Raw genomic sequence first — 21,520 nt, forward strand, 5'->3', positions numbered from 1 at the left:
CGCGTGAGAAGCGGCGTCGACGGGGCGGTCGGCTGGGCCCAGGAGTCGCTGCTGCCGGCGCAGTTCGGCGCGGGGCTGCTGCGGGTCGACCTCGGCGCGGGCGTCGTCGCCGGCTTCACGACGCGGCACGGCGGCGTGTCTCCGGCGCCGTGGTCGTCCCTCGACCTGGGGACGTCGACCGGCGACGACCGCGCCCGGGTCCGGGAGAACCGCGCCCGCCTCGAGGCCTGGGTCGGCGCGCCGGTGGCGTTCGCGGCGCAGGTGCACGGCGACCGCGTGCTCGAGGTCGGCCCCCACGACCGCGTGGAGTGGTCGGGCGACGAGCCGCCCGTCGCGGTGGGGGAGGCCGACGCGATGGTGACGGTCGAGACCGGCCTCGGCCTCGGCGTGCTCGTGGCGGACTGCGTCCCCGTCGTCCTCGCGGACCCGGTGGCCAGGGTCGCCGCGGTCGCGCACGCCGGGCGCCGCGGCGTGGCGGTCGGCGTGGTGCACCGGGCGCTCGACGAGATGCTCGCGCGCGGCGCCCGCACGCAGGACGTGCGCGCCGCCGTCGGGCCCGCCGTGTGCGGCCGCTGCTACGAGGTGCCCGACGACCTGCGGGACGAGGTCAGCGCACTCGTGCCGGAGACCTGGGCGACGACGGAGGCCGGGACCCCGGCCCTCGACCTGCCTGCCGGTGTGCTCGCGCAGCTCGCCTCGCGCGGCGTCGCGGCGACCCACGTGGACCGCTGCACCCGGACCGACACCGACCTGTTCTCCCACCGCCGTGCCACCGCGAGCGGCACGACGACCGGTCGCCAGGCCGGGGTGGTCGTCCTCGCCTGACACCGTCGCGGGGCCGGCCCACCCCGTCCGGACCGGTGTCCGGCCGCCCCACCAGCGCTCCGACCAGGGGTCGCCACCGTGCGGCGGCCGCGGGCGTCGCCGCACGACACACCGGCGTGTCGTGCGCTGATGCGTGTGCCGGCGTGGTTACCGTCGACTCACCGTCCGGGACACGCGGGGCGGAAGACACAGCGCGTGACGTGCCGAGGAACGGAGCAGGGCGATGGGCGGAGCGCTTCGCAAGACGATGCTGTACCTGGGGCTCGCCGACGAGCAGGGTGAGCCGGACGAGTACCTCGACGAGTACGAGGACCTGGAGGCACCCGTGCGCGACGACCATCAGGCGCAGGTCACGCCGCTGCACCGCGCCGGAGTGGCGGAGACGGTGGTCGGCGCGGACCTGCGCCGCATCACGACCATCCACCCGCGCTCGTACAACGACGCCCGCAGCATCGGCGAGGCGTTCCGCGGCGGCACGCCGGTCATCATGAACCTGTCCGACATGGACGACGCCGACGCCAAGCGGCTGGTCGACTTCTCCGCGGGGCTGATCTTCGGCCTGCGGGGCTCGATCGAGCGCGTGACGAACAAGGTGTTCCTGCTCTCGCCCGAGCACGTGGAGATCGCGGGCGAGGAGAAGCCCGCCGAGCCCGTCGCGGGCAAGGGAGCGTTCTACAACCAGAGCTGAGCGCCACCGCCGCCGCGCGGCCAGGGTCGAGGCACGTCGACCCTGGCCGCGTCGTCGTCTCGGGTAGGTTCGACCCGTGGACCCGCTGCGTGTCATCTTCGACCTCATCAGCTTCGTGCTGTGGATGTTCCTCCTGTGCCTCGTGGTGCGCCTGGTCTTCGACTGGGTGCAGTTCTTCGCCCGCGACTGGCGTCCCCGCGGGGTGGTGCTCGTGATCGCCGAGGCGGTCTACACGGTCACCGACCCGCCGCTGCGCGCGCTGCGCCGGCTCATCCCGCCCCTGTCGCTCGGGCACGTGCGGCTCGACCTGGCCTTCCTCGTCCTGTTCATCGGCGTGTCGATCCTCGCGCGGGTGTTCGGCGCGCTGTGACGAACGTCGCGGGTGCCGTGGGGTCGTGGTGAGTTCGCAGGTGCGGGGTTCGACGGCCGTGTGAAGACGTCGTGTGGGCGTGCGCGGCGCGGTGTGCCTGGAAATGTCGCCCCCGGGACCGTGGGCTACCGTGGTCACCCGGACGGCGGACCCGCCGGGTCCTGCGAACGACCGTGCAACCGTGATGAGGTGAACGATGGCGCTGCTGACGGCAGAGGACATCCTGAACAAGAAGTTCTCCGCGACGAAGTTCCGGGAGGGCTACGACGTCGAGGAGGTCGACGACTTCCTCGACGAGGTCGTGCGCACGCTCACCTCGGTGCAGGAGGAGAACGAGGACCTGCGCTCGAAGCTCGCTGCCGCCGAGCGACGGGTCGGTGAGCTGAGCCGGTCCGACGCCGCCCAGCAGTCGCAGCCGGTCGCGTCGACGCCGGCCCCCGCACCGGCTCCGGCCCCCGCGCCGGCCCCGGCCGCCGCCGGTGGCCAGCAGCCGGAGCCGGAGTCGGCCACCGGGATGCTCCAGCTCGCCCAGAAGCTGCACGACGACTACGTGCGCTCGGGCCAGGAGGAGGGCGACCGCCTCATCACGGAGGCGAAGGCCGAGGGCGAGCGCATCGTGCGCGAGGCCGAGGAGACGAGCCACCGCACGCTCTCCCAGCTCGAGCAGGAGCGCTCGCTGCTGGAGCGCAAGATCGACGAGCTCCGGCTCTTCGAGCGGGACTACCGCACGCGCCTCAAGAGCTTCCTGCAGAACCTGCTGGGCGACCTGGACGCGCGTGGTTCGGCGCTCCCGCCGCAGCAGAGCGCGGGGGCGGGCGGCCGCTCCTCGGAGATCTGAGCCACTGATCTGAGCCTCTGATCCGAGCCCTCTCGGGCTCGTCCCGCCCCGGTCGTCACGACCGGGCGCACGGTCGGCACGGACCTGTCACGGGCCGGTCGGCACGACACGCACGCAGCCGTACGGCGCGTGCTGTTGTGCCGACCGGCCCGCGCACTTACGCTGCGGTGACTCCCCGCGAGGACCCGACAGAAGGGCGGCTGAGATGGCCAAGCTCTCGACCGACACGCGCGCCGCGCTGCGTGAGAACTTCCCGAACCTGGCGAAGGACGTCAAGCGCTTCCCCGTGCGCGACGGCGAGGAGCCCTGGACGCGTGCCGAGATGGAGGAGCAGGCGGCCTTCCTGCTCCAGGACAAGGAGCGTCTGCAGCGCGAGCTCGCCGCCGCGGACGCCGAGCTGTCGGACCTGCTGCGCAACTCCGGCGACGGGGCGGGGGACGACCAGGCCGACTACGGCTCCAGCGCCCTCGAGCGCGAGCAGGAGCTCACCCTCGTGAACAACATGCGCGACCTGCTCGACCAGACGGTCCACGCGATCGACCGCATCCGCAAGGGCACCTACGCCACGTGCGAGATCACCGGGCTGCCGATCGGCAAGGCGCGCCTGCAGGCGTTCCCGCGGGCCACGCTGTCGGTGGAGGCGAAGACGCGCGAGGAGCGGCGCTGAGCGGGAGGCCGGCCGCATAGACTGGCGCACGATGTCGACCAACCCCGCCGGGTCCGCTCCGGCTCCCGAGCCCGTGTCGCGCGACAGCGCCACCGAGTCCTCGCCGGCCACGTCCGCGCCCGCCGCGGAGGCGCACCCGGTCTCCCCGGCGAGGCGCCGTCGGCTCGTCGCGTGGACCGTCGTCCTCGCGGCGGTCGTGCTGGCCGCCGACCAGCTGACCAAGTGGTGGGCCGAGTCGGCCCTCACCGAGGGCGCAGACCCGATCCCCCTGCTGGGCGACCTGCTGTCCCTGCGGCTGATCTACAACCCCGGCGCCGCGCTGTCGATCCTCAGCGGCACCGGCATGACCTGGATCCTGACGATCGTCGTGGTCGCCGTCGTGGTCGTCATCGTGCGGGCGATCGGGCGGATCGGCTCGCGCGGCTGGGCGGTCGCGCTGGGTCTGCTGCTGGGCGGGGCGCTCGGCAACCTCGGCGACCGGCTCTTCCGCGACCCCGGGTTCGCGCACGGCAAGGTGGTCGACTTCATCGACTACGCCGGGTTCTTCGTCGGCAACGTGGCGGACATCGCGATCGTCGTCGCCGCCGGCCTCGTCGTGATCCTCACGTTCCGGGGGACCGGGCTGGACGGCCGCCGCCAGACGGACGAGCCGCAGGACGCGCGCCGGGAAGGCCCCCGGGACGAGCGCGGCGACGGGGAGGGCTGACCGTGGCGACACGCACGCTGCCGGTGCCGGACGGACTGGCGGGGGAGCGCGTCGACGCCGCCCTGGCCCGGATGCTCGGCTTCTCCCGCACGCAGGCCGCCGAGCTCGCCGCGGCGGGCGCCGTGCAGCTCGACGGGCGCACGGTCGGCAAGTCGGACCGCCTCGTCCCGGGGAGCCGGCTCGAGGTCGACGTCCCCGACCCGCGCCAGGACGTGGCTCCCGCGGTCGTCGCGGAGCCCGTCGAGGGCATGGGGATCGCGTACGAGGACGACGACGTGGTCGTCGTCGACAAGCCGGTGGGCGTCGCCGCGCACCCCTCGCCCGGCTGGACGGGGCCGACGGTGGTGGGCGCCCTGGCGGCGGCCGGCTACCGGATCGCGACGTCCGGGGCCGCCGAGCGGCAGGGCATCGTGCACCGTCTCGACGTCGGCACCTCGGGCCTGATGGCGGTCGCCAAGAGCGAGGCCGCGTACTCCGGGCTGAAGCGCGCCTTCAAGGAGCGCACGGTCGACAAGGTCTACCACGCACTCGCGCAGGGTCACCCCGAGCCCACCACGGGCACGATCGACGCCCCCATCGGCCGGCACCCGAGCGCCGACTGGAAGTTCGCCGTCGTGGCGGACGGCAAGCACTCGGTGACGCACTACGAGGTGCTCGAGATGCTCCCGGCGGCGTCGCTCGTCGAGGTGCACCTGGAGACGGGGCGCACCCACCAGATCCGCGTGCACTTCGCCGCGGTGCGGCACCCGCTCGTCGGCGACCTCACCTACGGGGCGGACCCGGTGCTGGCCTCCCGCGTGGGGCTCGAGCGCCAGTGGCTGCACGCGATGCGGCTCGGCTTCAGCCATCCCGTGACCGGGCGCGACGTCGAGGTGACGAGCGAGTACCCCGACGACCTCGCCGCCGCGCTCGAGGTCGTCCGCGCCGCGTACCGGTGACCGGCCTCCGGTGACAGGCCTGCCGTGGTGGGGCGACCTCCTGCTGGGCGTCGGCGTGGCACTGCTCGCGGCGTGGCTGGCGCTGGTCGTGGTGCTGCTCGCCGTCCGGCGGCGACTGCCGGACCACGGCTGGCGCGAGGTGCTGCGGCTCCTCCCGGACGTCGTGCGGCTGGTCCGCCGGCTCGCGGCGGACCCGGAGGTGCCCCGGGCGGTGCGCTGGGGCCTCGTCGCGCTCGGCGCGTACCTCGTGGTGCCCGTCGACCTGGTGCCGGACTTCCTGCCGGTGATCGGCTGGGCCGACGACGCGATCGCCGTCGTGCTCGTGCTGCGCTGGGCGGTGCGCCGGGCGGGCCCCGACGCCGTGCGGCGGCACTGGCCGGGGACCGACGCGGGGCTCGCCGTCCTGCGGGCTGCCGTCGGCCTTCCCGGTGGGACGTCGCCGCGGACCGACGAGTGAGCGGCGTCTCGGCGAGGGGCGCCTCCGGTGTGGGTGGGCCCTCCTAGACTCTGGTCCATGCCCGACGCCGCGACCGCCTCCACAGCACCGCCCAGCGACGACTTCGTGCACCTGCACGTGCACACCGAGTACTCGATGCTCGACGGCGCGGCGCGGCTGGGCGACCTGTTCGACGAGGTCGAACGGGTCGGGCAGAAGGCGATCGCGATCACCGACCACGGCTACCTGTTCGGGGCGTTCGACTTCTGGAACACCGCGCGCAAGAAGGGCATCAAGCCCATCATCGGCGTCGAGGCGTACGTCACGCCGGGCACCAGCCGGCACGACCGCACCAAGGTCCGGTGGGGCGAGGAGCACCAGCGCCGCGACGACGTCTCCGCCGGCGGCGCCTACACGCACATGACCCTGTGGTCGCGGGACAACGAGGGGATGCACAACCTGTTCCGGGCGGGGTCGCTCGCCTCCCTGGACGGGCAGATGGGCAAGTGGCCGCGGATGGACCGCGAGCTGCTGGAGACGTACTCCAAGGGCCTCATGGCCACCACGGGCTGCCCGTCGGGGGAGATCCAGACCCGGCTGCGCCTGGGCCAGTGGGACGAGGCCGTGCGGGCGGCGGGCGAGCTGCAGGACATCTTCGGCAAGGAGAACTACTTCGTCGAGCTGATGGACCACGGGATCGAGATCGAGTCCCGCACGTCCAAGCAGCTCCTGGAGGTCGCCAAGGCGATCGGCGCGCCGCTCGTGGCGACCAACGACCTGCACTACACCAAGCAGGAGGACTCGCACGCGCACGAGGTGCTGCTGGCGATCAACTCGGGCTCCACGCTGGACGAGCCGACGTACGACCAGGGCGGCAGCCGGTTCGCGTTCGCGAGCGACACGTTCTACGTGCGCACCGGGGCGGAGATGCGCCGGCTGTTCCGGGAGATGCCCGAGGCGTGCGACAACACCCTGCTCATCGCCGAGCGGTGCGACGTGTCGTTCGACACGAACGCGAACTACATGCCGAGCTTCCCGGTCCCCGAGGGCGAGGACGAGGTCAGCTGGTTCGTCAAGGAGGTCGAGGCGGGGCTGCGGCGCCGGTACCCGCAGGGGATCTCCGACGCGGTGCGCCGGCAGGCGGACCACGAGGTCAAGATCATCACCCAGATGGGTTTCCCGGGGTACTTCCTCGTGGTCGCGGACTTCATCAACTGGGCCAAGGAGCAGGGCATCCGCGTGGGCCCGGGCCGTGGCTCCGCCGCGGGGTCGATGGTCTCCTACGTCATGGGCATCACGGAGCTCGACCCGCTGGAGCACGGCCTCATCTTCGAGCGCTTCCTCAACCCGGAGCGCGTGTCCATGCCCGACGTCGACGTCGACTTCGACGAGCGCCGGCGCTCCGAGGTGATCCGGTACGTCACCGAGAAGTACGGCGACGACCGGGTGGCGATGATCGTCACCTACGGCTCCATCAAGGCCAAGCAGGCGCTCAAGGACGCCTCGCGCGTGCTCGGCTTCCCCTTCGCGATGGGTGAGAAGCTGTCCAAGGCGATGCCGCCGCCCGTCATGGGCAAGGACATCCCGCTGTCGGGGATCTTCGACCCCCAGCACGAGCGCTACTCGGAGGCCGCCGAGTTCCGCCAGGTGCACGACACGGACCCCGAGGCCCAGCGGGTGGTCGAGACCGCGCGGGGCGTCGAGGGCCTGAAGCGCCAGTGGGGCGTGCACGCGGCCGGCGTCATCATGTCGAGCGACCCGATCATCGACGTCATCCCGATCATGCGCCGCCCGCAGGACGGCGCGGTCATCACGCAGTTCGACTACCCGACGTCCGAGGGCCTCGGCCTCATCAAGATGGACTTCCTGGGGCTGCGCAACCTGACGATCCTCGACGACGCGCTCGAGAACATCGTCATGAACGGCAAGGACCCCGTCGCGATCGAGACGGTCGCGCTCGACGACCCGGCGTCCTACCAGCTCCTGGCCCGCGGCGACACTCTCGGCGTGTTCCAGCTCGACGGCGGCCCGATGCGCTCGCTGCTGCGGCAGATGCGCCCCGACAAGTTCGACGACCTGTCCGCGGTCATCGCGCTGTACCGGCCCGGCCCGATGGGCATGAACTCGCACGTGAACTACGCGCTGCGCAAGAACGGCCAGCAGAAGATCGAGCCGATCCACCCCGAGCTCGCCGAGCCGCTGTCCGAGGTGCTCGACGAGACCTACGGCCTGATCGTCTACCAGGAGCAGGTGCAGCGCGCCGCGCAGATCCTCGCCGGCTACACGCTCGGCCAGGCCGACCTGCTGCGCCGTGCCATGGGCAAGAAGAAGCCCGAGGTGCTGGCCAAGGAGTTCGTCAACTTCGAGGCGGGCTGCAAGGAGCGCGGGTACTCCGACGCCGCGATCCAGGCGGTGTGGGACGTGCTGGTCCCGTTCGCCGGGTACGCGTTCAACAAGGCGCACTCCGCCGGCTACGGGCTCGTGGCGTACTGGACCGCCTTCCTCAAGGCGAACTACCCCACCGAGTACATGGCCGGCCTCCTGCAGTCCGTCAAGGACGACAAGGACAAGATGGCGCTCTACCTCAACGAGTGCCGTCGCATGCACATCACGGTGCTGCCGCCGGACGTCAACGAGTCGGCGGCCAAGTTCACGGCGGTCGGCGAGGACATCCGGTTCGGCCTCACGGCCGTGCGCAACGTGGGCGCGAACGTCGTCGACGCGATCATCACCACCCGCGAGGAGAAGGGCTCCTTCACCTCCTTCACGGACTTCCTCGACAAGGTGCCGGCCGTGGTGTGCAACAAGCGCACCATCGAGTCGCTCATCAAGGCGGGCGCCTTCGACTCGCTGGGCCACCCGCGCCGCGCGCTGCTCGTCGTGCACGAGCAGGCGGTCGACTCGGTGATCAGCGTCAAGCGCAAGGAGGCCGAGGGGCAGTTCGACCTGTTCGCCGGCATGGGCGGCGAGGAGGACGCGTCGATGACGTTCGCCGTCGACGTGCCGGACCTGCCGGACTGGGAGAAGAAGCAGCTCCTGTCGTTCGAGCGCGAGATGCTCGGGCTGTACGTCTCCGACCACCCGCTGTCGGGGCTGGAGCACGTGCTCGCGCGGGCGGCCGACACCTCGATCGCCGCGCTGGTGAACGACGAGGCCCGGGCCGACGGCTCGACCGTCACCGTCGCGGGCCTGCTGACGAGCGTGCAGCGCAAGATGAGCAAGAACGGCAACCCGTGGGCGGCGGTCACCATCGAGGACCTCGAGGGGTCCGTCGAGGTGATGTTCTTCGGCGAGACGTACCTGGCCTACTCCACGGTCCTCGCGGAGGACCAGGTGGTGACGCTGCGCGGCCGGGTCCGGCGCCGCGACGAGCAGATGCAGCTGCAGGCCATGGAGGTCTCGCTGCCCGACACGTCCGCCGTCGCGGACGCCCCGGTCCTCGTGACGGTCCCGCACACGCGCTGTGTGGAGCCGGTCATGGTCCGCCTGCGCGAGGTGCTGGCCTCGCACCCTGGGTCGGCCGAGGTGCACGTGAGCGTCGCCGAGCCGGGCAAGCGGACGGTGGTGCGTGCCGCGGACACGCTGCGCGTCGAGAAGTCACCGGCGCTGTTCGGCGACCTGAAGGCCCTCCTCGGCGCGAGCTGCCTCTCGTGAGCGGGCCGGCAGGGGCCGGCGCGGGCGCCGGCGGCGGGAGCGCCGGGGACCCGGGGCCCGTCTGGGACGACGGCACCGCGGCCCACCGGTTCCGGGTCGTGCCGGCGGCGTACGTCTTCCTGCGCCGCGAGGGGCAGGTGCTGCTGCAGCTGCGGTCCGGCACCGGGTTCATGGACGGCCACTGGGCTGCCGCGGCCGCCGGGCACGTCGAGCCGGGGGAGTCCGCCGTCGCGGCGGCCGTGCGGGAGGCCCGCGAGGAGCTGGGCGTCGAGGTGGCGCCGGCGGACCTGCGGCCGGTCACGGCGATGCACCGCGGGCAGCCCGGCGGCCCGGCGCTCGAGCAGCGGGTCGACTTCTTCTTCGAGGCGGTGCGCTGGTCGGGGACCCCGGCGCTCCAGGAGCCGGGCAAGGCCGCGGACCTGGCGTGGTTCGGCTTCGCGGCCCTGCCCGCTCCGGTGGTGCCGCACGAGCGCGTGGTCCTGCGGGCGATGCACGACGCGGGACGCCACGGCTCGCAGGTCCCCGCGATCCTCACCGACGGGTTCGGCTGAGCCGGAGGCGCAGCGGAGCGTGAGGGCCGAGGGGCGAGGCATCTCTCGCGGAGCGGAGCCGCAGGCTCGGCCGACGATGGCGCGGCTGAGCCCGACGGTTCGCCGTCCCGGTGGGGTGCCGACGTAGGCTCGCTGCCGTGCTGCGACTCAACCCCGAACAGCTCGTGTTCGTCACGGAGCGTCACCTGGCCACCCTGACCACGCTGCGCGCCGACGGCTCCCCGCACGTGGTGCCGGTGGCGTTCACCTGGGACGCCGACGCCGGGCTCGCGCGGATCACCGCGCGACGGGGGTCGGTGAAGGTGGCGAACGCGCGGCGGCGGGGCCCGGACGGGGCCCCGCCGAGGGCGGCCGTGTGCCAGGTCGACGGCGGCCGGTGGCTGACGCTCGAGGGCACGCTCGCCGTGAGCGAGGACCCCGACGAGGTGGCGGACGCCGTCGCGCGGCACGTGCGTCGGTACTGGCCGCTCGACCCGGAGCCGGACCGGGTCGTGCTCCGGCTGACCCCGGACAAGGTCATGGCGAGCACCTACATGGCCTGATCCGTTGTGGGTACGAGACACGCCGGCGTCGCTCAGCGCGCATCGGCGTGTCTCGTACCCACAACGGGCCGGGCTGCGTCAGGACAGGGGGCGCACCCGCACGTCGCGGTACGAGACGACGTCGGGCGCCGAGCCGTGCGCCTGCAGGCCCACGTATCCCACGAGCCCGCGGCTGCTGGAGTCGGGGTCGTGCGGGCGGCCGGGGAACGGGACGCCCGGCAGGTTCTCGTACTCGTTGATCACCACGCCGTTGCGGATCACCGTGTAGTGCTGGCCGACGACGCGGATCTCGAGGTCGTTCCACGTGCCCTTCGGCGTGGGCATGGCCTCCGCGAGCCCGAGGTCGGCGAAGCCGTACACGGACCCGGTCTTGCGCGGGTCGTTCGACCCCTCCTCGGGGGAGTCGTTCACCTGGATCTCGTGGCCGCAGTTGACGGCGATCCAGGAGAGGTTGCCGGTCTCGCCGCCGTTGAAGGTCGTCGGGCAGCCCTCGACCGGCCCCCAGAGCGCCGGGAAGCGGACCTGGACGCCGCTGTTGGCACGCAGGTCGCCCGGCGCGTCGTCGCGGAACTGCAGGCGCAGCGAGAAGTCCTCGTACTGCTCGTGCGGGTACCAGAGCGTGCCGAAGCCGCCGTCGGCGCCCGCGCGGCTGCGGATCGTGCCGTCCGGCATGCGGTCGAAGCCGCCGTCGCCCGCGTACGCCCAGTCGGCGAACGACTCCGCGCTGCCGTCGTACAGCGTCTCGTAGCCGGGCACCGTGCCGACCTCGGAGCGGGCCGCGGCGCCGGCGAGGGTGCGGGCGTCGGCGCGACTCAGCGCGCCGTCGGCCACGAGGTCGCGCGTGACGTCCTGGACGTGCGCGACGAAGCGGCCGTGGTTGGACCAGGACCGCTCGTCGTCGATGACGTCGTTGAGCGTGCAGCCGCCCGGGAGGGCGGCGTTGTCGACGCCCGTGTCGGTGTCGAGCAGGACGACGGCCGGCCGCGCGTCAGGGGCGTCGCAGGTCGGCGGGCTCTCCTCGGGGGCTCCGGCGGCGCAGGGCGCGGCGAGGCCGAGCGCGGCCGTGATCGCGGCCGTCCCCGCGAGGCGGGTGAGCCGGGCGCGTCGTCGGGGCATGGTGCGGGGGGTGGACGTCATCGTCTCTCCTCGGGTCGGCGGTGCTCGTCCCGACCCTAGAAGCCCGCGGGACCACTTTCAATGGGTGCCAATCATCTTCTGTCGCTCAGGACGCAGAAGTCTGCGGGTGCACGGGGACGCGAGACCGGCGCTCTCCCGCCGGGAATCACGCCGATCTCCCGCCCGCGACGGGGTGGGGTCACGTGACGACGGCGGTCTCGGCGCCGTCGGGCGCGTCGGGCACCGCCACGGTCACCCGGTCGCCCCGCGTGAGCTGGCGGCCGCGCCGCGTCTCGGTCTCGCCGTTGACGGCGACGTCGCCGTCGGCGACGAGGTCGCGCGCGTGCGTGCCGGACTCGGCCAGCCCCGCCAGCTTGAGGAACTGGCCGAGCCGGATCACGTCGTCGCGGATGGGGACCTCGATGGCGGAGCTCATGCGCACCATTGTGCCGGTGCCGTTCCACCGCTCGGTCGTCGTGGAACCGTCCCGGCCGCCCCCGCGCGACCTCGTAGACTGGCCGGGTGATCCAGCGCATCGACCTCCGCGGGCGCGAGCTGTCCCGCACCGAGCTGCTCGGGGTGCTTCCGCGCCCCGAGGTCGGGGTGGACGAGGCCGTCTCGGCCGCCGCCCCGATCCTCGCCGACGTCAAGGCCCGCGGCGCCGCCGCGCTCCGCGACCTTGCCGAGCGCTTCGACGGGGTGCGCCCCGAGCATCTGCGAGTGCCGCGCGAGGAGATCCGCCGCGCGCTCGACGAGCTGGACCCGGCGGTGCGCGAGGGCCTGAGCGAGGCGATCCGCCGCGTGCGCGCCGTGCACGCCGACCAGGTACCCACCGAGCACGCGACGACGCTCGCGCCGGGCGCGGTGGTCCGCCAGCGGTGGATCCCCGTCCAGCGCGTCGGTCTCTACGTGCCGGGCGGGCGGGCCGTGTACCCCTCGTCCGTGGTCATGAACGTCGTCGTCGCGCAGGAGGCCGGCGTGCCGGGCCTCGCCGTCGCGTCGCCGCCGCAGAAGGACTTCGGCGGTCTGCCCCACCCGACGATCCTCGCGGCCTGCGCGCTGCTCGGCGTGGACGAGGTGTACGCCGTCGGCGGGGCACAGGCCGTGGGGATGTTCGCCTACGGCGCGGCCGGGTCGGCGCCGCAGGACGGCGACGTGCTCTGCGAGCCGGTCGACGTCGTGACGGGGCCGGGCAACCTGTACGTCACCGCGGCCAAGCGCCTGGTGCAGGGGCTCGTCGGGATCGACGCGGAGGCCGGGACCACGGAGATCGCGGTGCTCGCCGACGGCACGGCCGACGCGGGGCACGTGGCGCTCGACCTCATCAGCCAGGCCGAGCACGACCCGATGGCGGCCTCCGTGCTGGTGACACCGTCGGTCGAGCTGGCCGGCGCCGTCGAGGCGCGCCTCGGCGACCTGGCGGGAGCCACGAAGCACTCCGAGCGCGTGCTGCAGGCCCTCGGCGGGTCGCAGTCCGCGGTCGTGCTCGTCGACGACGTCGAGCACGGGCTCGCCGTCGTCGACGCGTACGGCGCCGAGCACCTGGAGATCCAGACGCAGGATGCGCCCGCGCTGGCCGACCGCGTGCGCTCCGCGGGCGCGATCTTCGTGGGCCCCTGGGCCCCGGTGCCGCTGGGGGACTACATGGCCGGGTCCAACCACGTGCTGCCCACCGGAGGGTCCGCGCACTTCAGCAGCGGGCTCGGGGTGCACGCGTTCCTGAAGTCCGTGCAGGTCGTCGAGTACACGCGCGACGCGCTCGCCGAGGTCGCGGACCGGATCGTGGCCGTCGCGGACGACGAGGACCTCCCGGCGCACGGCGAGGCCGTGCGAGCCCGCTTCGCCTGACGCCGGCCCGGCCCGGGCGCGGCTCGTCGTGCTGACCGTGGTCGTCCGGCCGGAGAGCGTCCACTCCACGAAATAGCGTGCCAAGCGGTCGTGATCGACCCGACGTCGTCGCGGGGCGGAACGCGTCGGCGGGCCGTGCGAGCATGGGCCCATGCCCGCCCCGCCGCCCCGCGTCGACCCCCTCGTCGTGGGCGAGCTCGTGGGGACCACGACGTTCCGCCGGGCCCAGGGCTACGAGCGCGGCGGCATGGTGGGGGCGTGGCGCTGGGACGCTGACGCGATGCTCCTGTCCGCCCGGGTGCAGGGCAGCGGTGCCCAGCCGTACTCCTGCCGGGTCTGGTTCACGCTCGACGACGCCGACCGTTACCGCGTGGACACGTGCGCGTGCTCCTGCCCGGTGCGCACGTGGTGCAAGCACGTCGCGGCGGTGCTCCTGCACGTCGCGCCGCAGGGCGCCCCCGGCCCCGGCGACCGCGCGGGGGAGGACGACGGCGGCTGGCGCGGCCGGCTCGCGGCCGCGACCCGCGGGGCGCTCGGTGCGTCCGGCCCGGCCGCGGGGGCGGTGCTGCCGGTCGCGCTGCGGTTCCGCCTGGACGAGGCGTTCGGCGACAGCGAGGCCCGGCTCACGGTCCGGCCGGTCGTCCCGGCCCGCCACGGCGGGTGGAAGGTCGCGCCGGAGGCGAGCTGGGAGGCGCTGGCCACCGGGCTCTACGCGTTCGCGGACGTGCGTGCGACGCCCTCGCCGCAGGTCCGCCGGTGGTTCGCCGACCTCGGCTCCGCCCTGACCGAGACCGGGGGTTTCGGCCGCGGCCGGACGGCGTGGCGCCCCCTGGCCGCCGGCGGACGCGGCCTGTGGCCGCTGCTCGCCGAGGCCGCCGACCTGGGCGTCCCGCTCGTCGGCCACGGGGCTCGCGACGAGGTGCACCTGGCCGACGAGGCCACGTGGTGCGTGGTGGCCTCGTCGGACGGCGACGGGGTGCACCTGCGCCCGGTCACCTCGTTCGACGGCGCCGACGCCGGCGACCAGGCGCGCCTGGGGACGGTGGGCGACACGGGCCTGTTCGCCGTCGAGGCGGCCAAGGGCCGCACCACGCTCCGGCTCGGCCCCACGCCGCGTCGCCTCGACCCCGCCGCGGGCGGGCTCGTCGCCCTGGGTCGCCTCGACGTCCCGGCCGCGGAGACGGGCGAGCTCTTCGCCGACCATCTGCCCGTGCTGCGGCGCGTGACGCGGGTGGTCTCCGACGGCAGCGTCGAGCTGCCGCCCGTCCCGCGCCCGGTGCTCGTGGCCCGCGCCGACTTCGCGGCGCCCGAGCGCGCCGAGCTGACCTGGTCGTGGCGGTACCCGCGCCCGGACGGTACCGCCACGACGGCGCCGCTCGACGACGACCGCACCGACCCCGCCCGGTCGCCCGACGTCGAGAGCGAGATCCGCGCCAAGGCGCAGGCCGCCGTGCGCAGCGTCCCCGGGTTCGAGCGCATCGACCTCGCCGAGCGCGAGCGGTTCACGGGCCTCGACGCCCTCGACCTGGCCCACGGCGTCCTGCCCGCCCTCGCGGGCGAGGCCGACGTCGAGGTCGATGCCCGCGACGTCCCGGACTACCTGCACCTCGACGCCGCGCCGCGCGTCGTCGTGGACGGCGCGCCGTCCGGCGACACCGACTGGCTCGACCTCGGCATCTCCGTGTCCGTCGCCGGCAAGGAGATCCCGTTCGCCCGGCTGCTCACGGCGCTGGCCCGCGACCAGGAGCGGCTGCTGCTCGTGGACGGCTCGTGGCTGCGGCTCGACCAGCCCGTGCTCGGCCGGCTGCGTGAGCTCGTCGAGGAGGCGTCCGCCCTGAGCGACGTGCCCGGCACGGCGCGGGTGAGTCGCTACGACGCGCACCTGTGGGGAGAGATCGAGGACGTCGCCGACGTCGTCGCGGTGGCGGAGTCCTGGCGCCGCTCGGTGGCGGAGCTGCGGGCCCTGGCCGCCGGCGACCGGGTGCCGGCGCCGCTCGCCCCGCCACCGGGCCTCCGGGCCGAGCTGCGCGGCTACCAGCGGCAGGCATTCGAGTGGCTCACGTTCCTGTGGCGCCACGGCCTCGGGGGGATCCTGGCCGACGACATGGGGCTCGGCAAGACGGTCGAGACCCTCGCCTTCCTCACCCACGCCCGGGACACCGCGCCGGAGGACCCGCCCTTCGTCGTCGTCGCGCCGGCGTCCGTGGTGGGCAACTGGGCCGACGAGGCCGCGCGCTTCGCCCCGGGCCTGCGGGTGGTCGCGGTGCCGGCCACCACGAAGACGCTGGGCACGCCCCTGGCCGACCTCGCTGCCGGCGCCGACGTGGTCGTGACCTCCTACGCCGTGTACCGGCTCGAGCTCGCCGCCTTCCAGGCCCTCGCGTGGAGCGGGCTGATCCTCGACGAGGCCCAGTTCGCCAAGAACCCCCGCACGCGCGCCAACCAGTCGGCCCGCGTCCTGGCGGCGCCCTTCAAGCTGGCGATCACCGGAACCCCGCTGGAGAACGACCTGGTCGAGCTGTGGGCGATCCTCGCCGTCGTCGCCCCGGGCCTGTACCCGTCGCAGGCGCGGTTCCGCGAGCAGGTCGTGCGCCCGGTCGCGGCCGCGGCGGCGGACGACGACCCGGCGGTCGTGGCCGCCGGCAACCGCGCCCTCGGCGGGCTCAAGCGCCGGATCCGCACCCTCATGCTGCGCCGGACCAAGGAGCAGGTGGCCCCGGAGCTGCCGCCGCGCTCCGAGCAGGTGCTGCGCGTGCCCCTGAGCCCGGACCACCGGAAGGTCTACGACACCCACCTGCAGCGTGAGCGGCAGCGGCTGCTCGGCCTGCTGGAGGACTTCGAGGCGAACCGGGTGGCGATCTTCCGGTCCCTGACGACCCTGCGCCGCCTGGCGCTCGACGCCTCCCTCGTCGACGACGCGTACGCGGGCATCGCCTCCGCCAAGCTCGACACCGTGCTGGACCAGCTCGCCGAGCTCAGCGCCGAGGGCCATCGCGCGCTCGTGTTCTCCCAGTTCACGTCGTTCCTGCGCCGCGTCGAGGAGCGGTGCGCGGCGGCGGGGATCGCCACGGCCTACCTCGACGGGGCGACGAAGCGCCGCGCCGACGTCATCCGCGGTTGGAAGGACGGTGACGTGCCGATGTTCCTCGTCAGCCTCAAGGCCGGCGGCGTCGGGCTGAACCTCACCGAGGCCGACCACGTGTACCTGCTCGACCCGTGGTGGAACCCTGCTGCCGAGGCGCAGGCCGTGGACCGCACGCACCGCATCGGCCAGACACGCTCCGTCGTCGTGACGCGCCTGGTCGCGCAGGACACCATCGAGGAGAAGGTGATGGCGCTCGCCGCCCGCAAGGCGGCGCTGTTCGACGCCGTGATGGAGGACGACGCCGGCACCTTCGCGGGGCGTCTGGCCGCCGACGACGTGCGGGGGCTGCTCGAGTCCTGACCGCCGTGCCCGGGAACGACCTCGGGGCCGGTGGTTCGACCACCGGCCCCGAGGGGTTTGCTGCCGAGCCGGAGCTCAGCGGCTGAGGTTCACCCGGATCACTCCGCGGCGGCGGAGTCCTTCTCCCAGCCCACGTTCTCCACCGGCTGCAGGCCGAAGAGGTCGAGACCGGTGTAGGTCTCGGGCGTGAGGTTGGCGAGGCCCTCGGTGGCCATGGAGATCCACGGGCCGTTGTACAGCGGCATGATGCCCCACGTCTCGGCCATGATCTCCGACTCGAGCTTCATGCCGGCCTCGATCTGCTCCTCCGCCGTCGGCAGGGAGGTCACCTGGTCGGCGATCTTCTTGTCGATCGCCTTGGTGCCCGTCGCGGACAGGTTCAGGCCGCTGTCCGAGCAGTAGATCTGGCACATGTAGGCCACGCCGTACGGGTCGCTGGAGGAGAACCCGAGGATGACGAGGTCCCAGTCCTTGGTCGACAGGACGGTCGAGAAGTCGCTCGCCGGCCGCTTGTCGATCTCCAGCTTGAAGCCGATCTCGGCGAGCTGCTGCTGCACCACCTTGGCGCGGGCCTCGGTGATGGGGTCGTCGCCGAAGATCGGCATGCGGCCCCCGAGCTCGACGCCGTCCTTCTCGCGGACGTCGCCGTTCAGGGTCCAGCCGGCCTCGTCGAGCAGGGCGTTGGCGCCCTCGACGTCGAACCCGCCGCCGGCCTCGGCGAACGCGTCGACGTAGCCCTCCTGGAACGGGAACAGGTTGAACGACCCGGCGTCCGGCTCAGTGTAGTTGAGGCCGTTCCAGACGACCTCCTTGATCTGGTCGCGGTTGATGGCCTTGAAGACCGCCTCCCGGACATCGAGCTCCTTGAACTGCGGCCGCTCGGCGTTGAGCTCGAGCAGGTTCGACGCCGTGCGCTGGGCGCGGTACGTGACCGCCCCCTCCACGTCGGCGAGCTGCTCGAGGTTGTCGGCGGACAGGTTGTCGACGTAGTTCGTCTCGCCGTTCTGGAACGCGTTGACCGCGGCGGTCGGCTCGAGGACGCGGAACGTCACCCGGTCGAGCATGGGCTCGTCGCCCCACCAGTTCTCGTTCGGCACGAACGAGATGGTGCCGCCGTTGACGTCGAACTCGTCGATCTTGTACGGCCCGGCCCCCCACTCGGGGTGCGCCTGCTCGATGTAGCCCTCGTTGAAGACCTTGGGCGAGTCGACGTTCGGGTTGAGGATGTGCCAGAAGAGGCCGTCGGTCCAGGGGTAGACCTGCTTGAACGTGACGACCGCCTGGCGCTCGTCCTCGCCCTGCTCGACCGACTCGATCAGGGAGTAGCCGTCCGTGGTGTTCGGCACGTAGCCCTCGTCGGTGGACCGGTTGGCGATCCACGTCTGCTTGTACGACTCCCACGTGATCGGGGTGCCGTCGTTCCAGACCGCGTCCGGGTTGATCGTGAAGGTGACGACGGTCTTGTCGTCCACGACCTCGGTGGTCCAGTCGGTGAGGTAGTCGGGGTTGGCCTGCGCCTCGCCCTCCGGGGTCATGAGGATGGTCTGGGGGTTGTACCACTCCCAGATGGTGGCCGTGTCCACCGAGCCGTCGCCGTGGTTGACGTTCATCTGCGGGGTGATCTCGGTGATCGGGAAGGTCACCTCCCCGCCCTGCTCGAGGTTCTCGCGCGGCTGCGGGTTGTAGTCCGCGCCCTCGATGGTCTGGGCCTCGGCGGTCGGCTCTCCGCCGTCGCCGTCGTTGTCGCCGCCACCCCCGCATCCGGCCAGGGCCACGGCGAGCGCGCCGGCGACGGCGACGCCCCTCAGTGATCGGTGCTGCAACCTCATGGGTGCTCCTCTCGCGCCTGGTGGCGCTGTTCGTCGGATTGACGGTCGGGAATGTCTGGTGGCCGGCGGGTCAGCGGTAGTGGCACGCGTTCACGTGGACGCCGTCGCGGCCGGTGAGTGCCGGGACCTCGGTCTCGCACCGGGTCTGCTCCGCGGGGTCGAGCGTCTGGTAGAGCGGGCACCGGGAGACGAACGCGCAGCCGGTGATCGTGTCCGTCGGGCTCGGGAGGTCCCCGGTGAGCACGATGTGCTCGCGGGTCCGCTCCCGGACCGGGTCCGGGACGGGGATCGCCGACAGCAGCGCCCGGGTGTACGGGTGCTGCGGGTCGTCGAACACCTCGTCGACGTCGCCGTGCTCGACGAAGCTGCCGAGGTACATCACCGCCACGCGGTCGGCGATGTGCCGGACGACCGACAGGTCGTGCGCGACGAAGAGGTACGACAGCCCGAGCCGGCCCTTGAGCTCGTCGAGCAGGTTGATGACCCCGGCCTGGACCGAGACGTCGAGCGCGGAGACCGGCTCGTCCAGGACCACGAGCTTCGGGTTCGTCGCGAGCGCGCGAGCGATGCCGATGCGCTGGCGCTGGCCGCCGGAGAAGGCGGCCGGGAACCGGTCGCTGTGCGCGGGGTCCAGCCCGACCAGGTCCAGCAGCTCGTCGACGCGCGGGCCGATGTCCTTCGCGGCCGTGCCGACCGTGCGCAGCGGCTCGGCGACGACGTCGAAGACGGTCATCCGCGGGTCGAGCGACCCCATCGGGTCCTGGAACACGATCTGGACGTCGCGGCGCAGCGCGCGCTCCTCACGGGCGTGCTTGAGGTCGGCCACGCTGGTGCCGACGATCCGCACGTCGCCGTCGTCCTGCGGGGCGAAGTCCATGATCTGCAGCAGCGTCGTGGTCTTGCCCGAGCCGGACTCGCCGACGATCGCCATCGTCTCGCCCTCGCGGACGTCGAAGCTGACGCCCTTGACGGCGTGCACCTCGCCGACCTTGCGCTTGAGGAACGCCCCCTTGGTCAGCGGGAACGACTTGGTGAGGTTCTCGACCTCGAGCGTGGGCTCGCGCAGGTCGCGCGGGACCTCGTCGAACCGCGAGGCGGGCACCTCGGGCACCGGGTAGACGGGCCCGCCGTCGATGCGCCCGGCCCGGATCTCCTCGGCGCGGATGCACGCCGCCCGGTGGTCGGCCTTGCCGCCCACGGTCACCAGCGCCGGCTCGGCGGCCCGGCACTCCGGGGTGACGATCGGGCAGCGGTCCGCGAACGGGCACGCATCCGGCAGGTCGACCAGCAGGGGAGGGGCGCCCGTGATCGGCACCAGCGGGGTCTTCTCCGTCTTGTCGACGCGCGGGATGGCGCCGAGCAGCCCGATGGAGTACGGCATGCGCGTGTCGGCGAACAGCTCGTCCACCGGCGCCTGCTCGATCGCCCGGCCCGCGTACATGACCAGCACGTCGTCGGCGACGTTCGCGACGACGCCCATGTCGTGGGTGATCATCATGACCGCGGCGCCGGTCTCGCGCTGGGCGGTCTTGATCAGGTCGAGGATCTGCGCCTGGATCGTGACGTCCAGCGCCGTGGTCGGCTCGTCGGCGATGATGAGCTTGGGGTCGTTCGCCATCGCGATCGCGATGACCACCCGCTGGCGCATGCCGCCGGAGAACTCGTGCGGGAACGAGCGCACCCGTTCCTGCGGCCGGGGGATGCCCACGAGCCGCAGCAGCTCCACGGCACGGTCCCAGGCCGCACGCTTGGACAGCTTCGGGTTGTGGACGGTCAGGGCCTCGACGATCTGGTCGCCGACGGTGAAGACCGGCGTGAGCGAGGTCAGCGGGTCCTGGAAGATCATCGCGATCCCGTTGCCGCGGATCTTCGACATCTGCGCGTCGCTCTTGCCGAGCAGCTCCTGGCCGTCGAAGGTCACGGAGCCGCCGATGCTGGCGTTCTCGTCGAGCAGGCCCATGACGGCGAGGGACGTGACCGACTTTCCGGAGCCCGACTCGCCGACGATGCCGAGGGTGCGCCCCGCGGCGACGTCGAAGGAGACGCCGCGCACGGCGTCGACGCGCCCCGCCTCGGACGGGAAGCTGACCGTGAGGTCGCGGACGGAGAGGACGGGGGTGGTCATGCGCGACCTCCTGCCGCGGAGGTGGGATCGAGGGCGTCGCGGAGGCCGTCGGCGATGAGCGCCATCGAGACGGTCAGCAGCGTGAGCGCCGCCGCGGGGAAGGCGAAGAGCCACGGCGCGCTCGAGATGCTCGACGCGCCGATGCCGATGAGGGAGCCGAGGGAGACGTCGGGGAGCTTGACGCCGAACCCGAGGAACGACAGGCCGGTCTCGGCCATGACGGCCCCGACGACGCCGAGCGTGAAGTTGATGACGAGCAGCGACCCGATGTTCGGGATCATGTGGCGCAGCACGATCCGCAGGCCGGGCACGCCCATGTACCGGGCGGCGTGCACGAACTCGCGCTCGCGCAGCGACAGCGACATCGTCCAGATGGTGCGGGCCTGGAAGAACCAGCTCACGAGGATGAGCACCAGGGCGATGACCTTCCAGTCGCCGCCGGAGTCGTTCGACATCATGGCCAGGAGCAGGAACGTCGGTGCCACCATGAGGAAGTGGATGACGAACAGCGAGACCCGCTCCACGCGGCCGCCGAAGTAGGCGGCCGCGGTCCCGACGAGGGCCGAGAGGACCGTCGTCCCGACGGCCACCACGACGGCGATGAGCAGGGAGCGCTGCAGCCCGACCACGACCATCGCGTACAGGTCGTTGCCGGAGTTGTTGGTCCCGAACCAGTGCTCGGGGCTCGGCGGGTCGGAGAGCGCCAGGAAGTCCAGCTCGACGTGGTCGTACTTGGCGAAGAACGAGCCGAACAGCGCGAAGGCCACGAGGAGCGCGAAAATCACGACGCCCGCCACGGCGGGGCGGTTGCGGGCGAACCGGCGGCTGTACAGCTGCCACTTCGTGAGGCGCTTGCGCTCCGGCGCGTCGTGCCCCGACCCGGGCGTCGTCGTGTCGTCGCCCGCGTCCGGGTCGTTCAGGGGGATGGGTCGCGATGTCATG

The 21,520-nt window shown here is 72.9% G+C and carries 18 protein-coding genes; 13 read left to right on the top strand and 5 right to left on the bottom strand.

Annotation, left to right across the window (positions count from 1 at the left end; all coding sequences use genetic code 11):
* Positions 1-3: 3 nt before the first annotated feature.
* The 11 genes from pgeF (at position 4) to EYB28_RS09295 (ending at position 10,215) form a co-directional block, all read left to right on the top strand.
* Entirely contained in the window at positions 4-825 is an 822-nt protein-coding gene (gene pgeF / locus EYB28_RS09245) for a peptidoglycan editing factor PgeF (protein ID WP_240930469.1), read from the top strand.
* Between the two features lie 223 nt (positions 826-1,048).
* Entirely contained in the window at positions 1,049-1,513 is a 465-nt protein-coding gene (locus tag EYB28_RS09250) for a cell division protein SepF (RefSeq protein WP_166846966.1), read from the top strand.
* A 124-nt stretch (positions 1,514-1,637) separates the two neighbouring features.
* Positions 1,638-1,883, top strand: coding sequence for a YggT family protein (locus tag EYB28_RS09255; RefSeq protein WP_370459508.1), 246 nt, complete (start codon positions 1,638-1,640; stop codon positions 1,881-1,883).
* A 196-nt stretch (positions 1,884-2,079) separates the two neighbouring features.
* Positions 2,080-2,721 carry a DivIVA domain-containing protein gene (locus EYB28_RS09260; protein WP_166846969.1) on the top strand — a complete coding sequence of 214 codons (642 nt, stop codon included), beginning with the start codon at positions 2,080-2,082 and terminating at the stop codon, positions 2,719-2,721.
* Between the two features lie 205 nt (positions 2,722-2,926).
* Positions 2,927-3,388, top strand: a complete 462-nt coding sequence (locus EYB28_RS09265) for a TraR/DksA C4-type zinc finger protein (RefSeq protein ID WP_166846972.1) — start codon at positions 2,927-2,929, stop codon at positions 3,386-3,388.
* Positions 3,389-3,419: 31 nt separating this feature from the next.
* The gene (gene lspA, locus EYB28_RS09270) at positions 3,420-4,094 is read left to right on the top strand and encodes a signal peptidase II (RefSeq protein WP_166846975.1); all 675 of its coding nucleotides are present in this window, start codon (positions 3,420-3,422) and stop codon (positions 4,092-4,094) included.
* Between the two features lie 2 nt (positions 4,095-4,096).
* The gene (locus tag EYB28_RS09275; protein ID WP_166846978.1) at positions 4,097-5,032 is read left to right on the top strand and encodes an RluA family pseudouridine synthase; all 936 of its coding nucleotides are present in this window, start codon (positions 4,097-4,099) and stop codon (positions 5,030-5,032) included.
* Positions 5,033-5,042: 10 nt separating this feature from the next.
* Positions 5,043-5,489: a YkvA family protein gene (locus EYB28_RS09280; RefSeq protein WP_166846982.1), complete on the top strand. Its 447-nt coding sequence runs from the start codon at positions 5,043-5,045 to the stop codon at positions 5,487-5,489.
* Between the two features lie 57 nt (positions 5,490-5,546).
* Complete coding sequence (gene dnaE, locus EYB28_RS09285) at positions 5,547-9,122, top strand: DNA polymerase III subunit alpha (protein ID WP_166846985.1); 3,576 nt, start codon at positions 5,547-5,549, stop codon at positions 9,120-9,122.
* 98 nt (positions 9,123-9,220) lie between these two features.
* Positions 9,221-9,673, top strand: coding sequence for an NUDIX domain-containing protein (locus EYB28_RS09290; RefSeq protein ID WP_240930711.1), 453 nt, complete (start codon positions 9,221-9,223; stop codon positions 9,671-9,673).
* Between the two features lie 137 nt (positions 9,674-9,810).
* Complete coding sequence (locus EYB28_RS09295; RefSeq protein WP_166846991.1) at positions 9,811-10,215, top strand: pyridoxamine 5'-phosphate oxidase family protein; 405 nt, start codon at positions 9,811-9,813, stop codon at positions 10,213-10,215.
* Positions 10,216-10,293: 78 nt separating this feature from the next.
* Here EYB28_RS09295 and EYB28_RS09300 read toward each other — a convergent pair whose 3' ends face one another.
* Together EYB28_RS09300 and EYB28_RS09305 are read right to left on the bottom strand one after the other, a co-directional pair.
* Positions 10,294-11,352 (bottom strand): DUF1080 domain-containing protein, encoded by a 1,059-nt coding sequence (locus EYB28_RS09300; protein WP_240930470.1) that lies wholly within the window; start codon positions 11,350-11,352, stop codon positions 10,294-10,296.
* A 178-nt stretch (positions 11,353-11,530) separates the two neighbouring features.
* A complete protein-coding gene (locus EYB28_RS09305; protein ID WP_166846993.1) occupies positions 11,531-11,767 on the bottom strand; it encodes an RNA-binding S4 domain-containing protein in 237 nt (78 codons plus the stop codon).
* Between the two features lie 86 nt (positions 11,768-11,853).
* Between EYB28_RS09305 and hisD the strand changes: the two genes are divergently transcribed.
* Positions 11,854-13,179: a histidinol dehydrogenase gene (hisD, locus tag EYB28_RS09310; RefSeq protein ID WP_166846996.1), complete on the top strand. Its 1,326-nt coding sequence runs from the start codon at positions 11,854-11,856 to the stop codon at positions 13,177-13,179.
* Between the two features lie 151 nt (positions 13,180-13,330).
* Positions 13,331-16,624 (top strand): DEAD/DEAH box helicase, encoded by a 3,294-nt coding sequence (locus tag EYB28_RS09315; protein WP_166846998.1) that lies wholly within the window; start codon positions 13,331-13,333, stop codon positions 16,622-16,624.
* A 98-nt stretch (positions 16,625-16,722) separates the two neighbouring features.
* On the opposite strand, the gene EYB28_RS09320 is transcribed toward EYB28_RS09315, so the two are convergent.
* The 3 genes from EYB28_RS09320 to EYB28_RS09330 form a co-directional block, all read right to left on the bottom strand.
* Complete coding sequence (locus tag EYB28_RS09320; RefSeq protein ID WP_166847000.1) at positions 16,723-18,453, bottom strand: ABC transporter family substrate-binding protein; 1,731 nt, start codon at positions 18,451-18,453, stop codon at positions 16,723-16,725.
* A gap of 70 nt (positions 18,454-18,523) precedes the next feature.
* A complete protein-coding gene (locus EYB28_RS09325) occupies positions 18,524-20,578 on the bottom strand; it encodes an ABC transporter ATP-binding protein (RefSeq protein ID WP_166847002.1) in 2,055 nt (684 codons plus the stop codon).
* On the bottom strand, positions 20,575-21,519 hold the full coding sequence (locus tag EYB28_RS09330; protein ID WP_166847004.1) for an ABC transporter permease: 945 nt from the start codon (positions 21,517-21,519) through the stop codon (positions 20,575-20,577). Before EYB28_RS09330 ends, EYB28_RS09325 begins: the two co-directional genes overlap by 4 nt.
* Position 21,520: the final 1 nt, after the last annotated feature.

Origin of the sequence: Isoptericola sp. BMS4 (genome assembly GCF_011634835.1) — a bacterium.
In the GTDB taxonomy this organism is placed as follows: Bacteria; Actinomycetota; Actinomycetes; order Actinomycetales; family Cellulomonadaceae; genus Isoptericola.

Excerpts from the sequence above, each read along its gene's own strand:
- EYB28_RS09250 (WP_166846966.1), top strand. The coding sequence starts at position 1,049 with ATGGGCGGAGCGCTTCGCAAGACGATGCTGTACCTGGGGCTCGCCGAC.
- EYB28_RS09255 (WP_370459508.1), top strand. The coding sequence starts at position 1,638 with ATGTTCCTCCTGTGCCTCGTGGTGCGCCTGGTCTTCGACTGGGTGCAG.
- EYB28_RS09260 (WP_166846969.1), top strand. The coding sequence starts at position 2,080 with ATGGCGCTGCTGACGGCAGAGGACATCCTGAACAAGAAGTTCTCCGCG.
- EYB28_RS09265 (WP_166846972.1), top strand. The coding sequence starts at position 2,927 with ATGGCCAAGCTCTCGACCGACACGCGCGCCGCGCTGCGTGAGAACTTC.
- lspA (WP_166846975.1), top strand. The coding sequence starts at position 3,420 with ATGTCGACCAACCCCGCCGGGTCCGCTCCGGCTCCCGAGCCCGTGTCG.
- dnaE (WP_166846985.1), top strand. The coding sequence starts at position 5,547 with ATGCCCGACGCCGCGACCGCCTCCACAGCACCGCCCAGCGACGACTTC.
- EYB28_RS09300 (WP_240930470.1), bottom strand. The coding sequence starts at position 11,352 with ATGACGTCCACCCCCCGCACCATGCCCCGACGACGCGCCCGGCTCACC.
- EYB28_RS09305 (WP_166846993.1), bottom strand. The coding sequence starts at position 11,767 with ATGAGCTCCGCCATCGAGGTCCCCATCCGCGACGACGTGATCCGGCTC.
- EYB28_RS09315 (WP_166846998.1), top strand. The coding sequence starts at position 13,331 with ATGCCCGCCCCGCCGCCCCGCGTCGACCCCCTCGTCGTGGGCGAGCTC.
- EYB28_RS09320 (WP_166847000.1), bottom strand. The coding sequence starts at position 18,453 with ATGAGGTTGCAGCACCGATCACTGAGGGGCGTCGCCGTCGCCGGCGCG.
- EYB28_RS09325 (WP_166847002.1), bottom strand. The coding sequence starts at position 20,578 with ATGACCACCCCCGTCCTCTCCGTCCGCGACCTCACGGTCAGCTTCCCG.
- EYB28_RS09330 (WP_166847004.1), bottom strand. The coding sequence starts at position 21,519 with ATGACATCGCGACCCATCCCCCTGAACGACCCGGACGCGGGCGACGAC.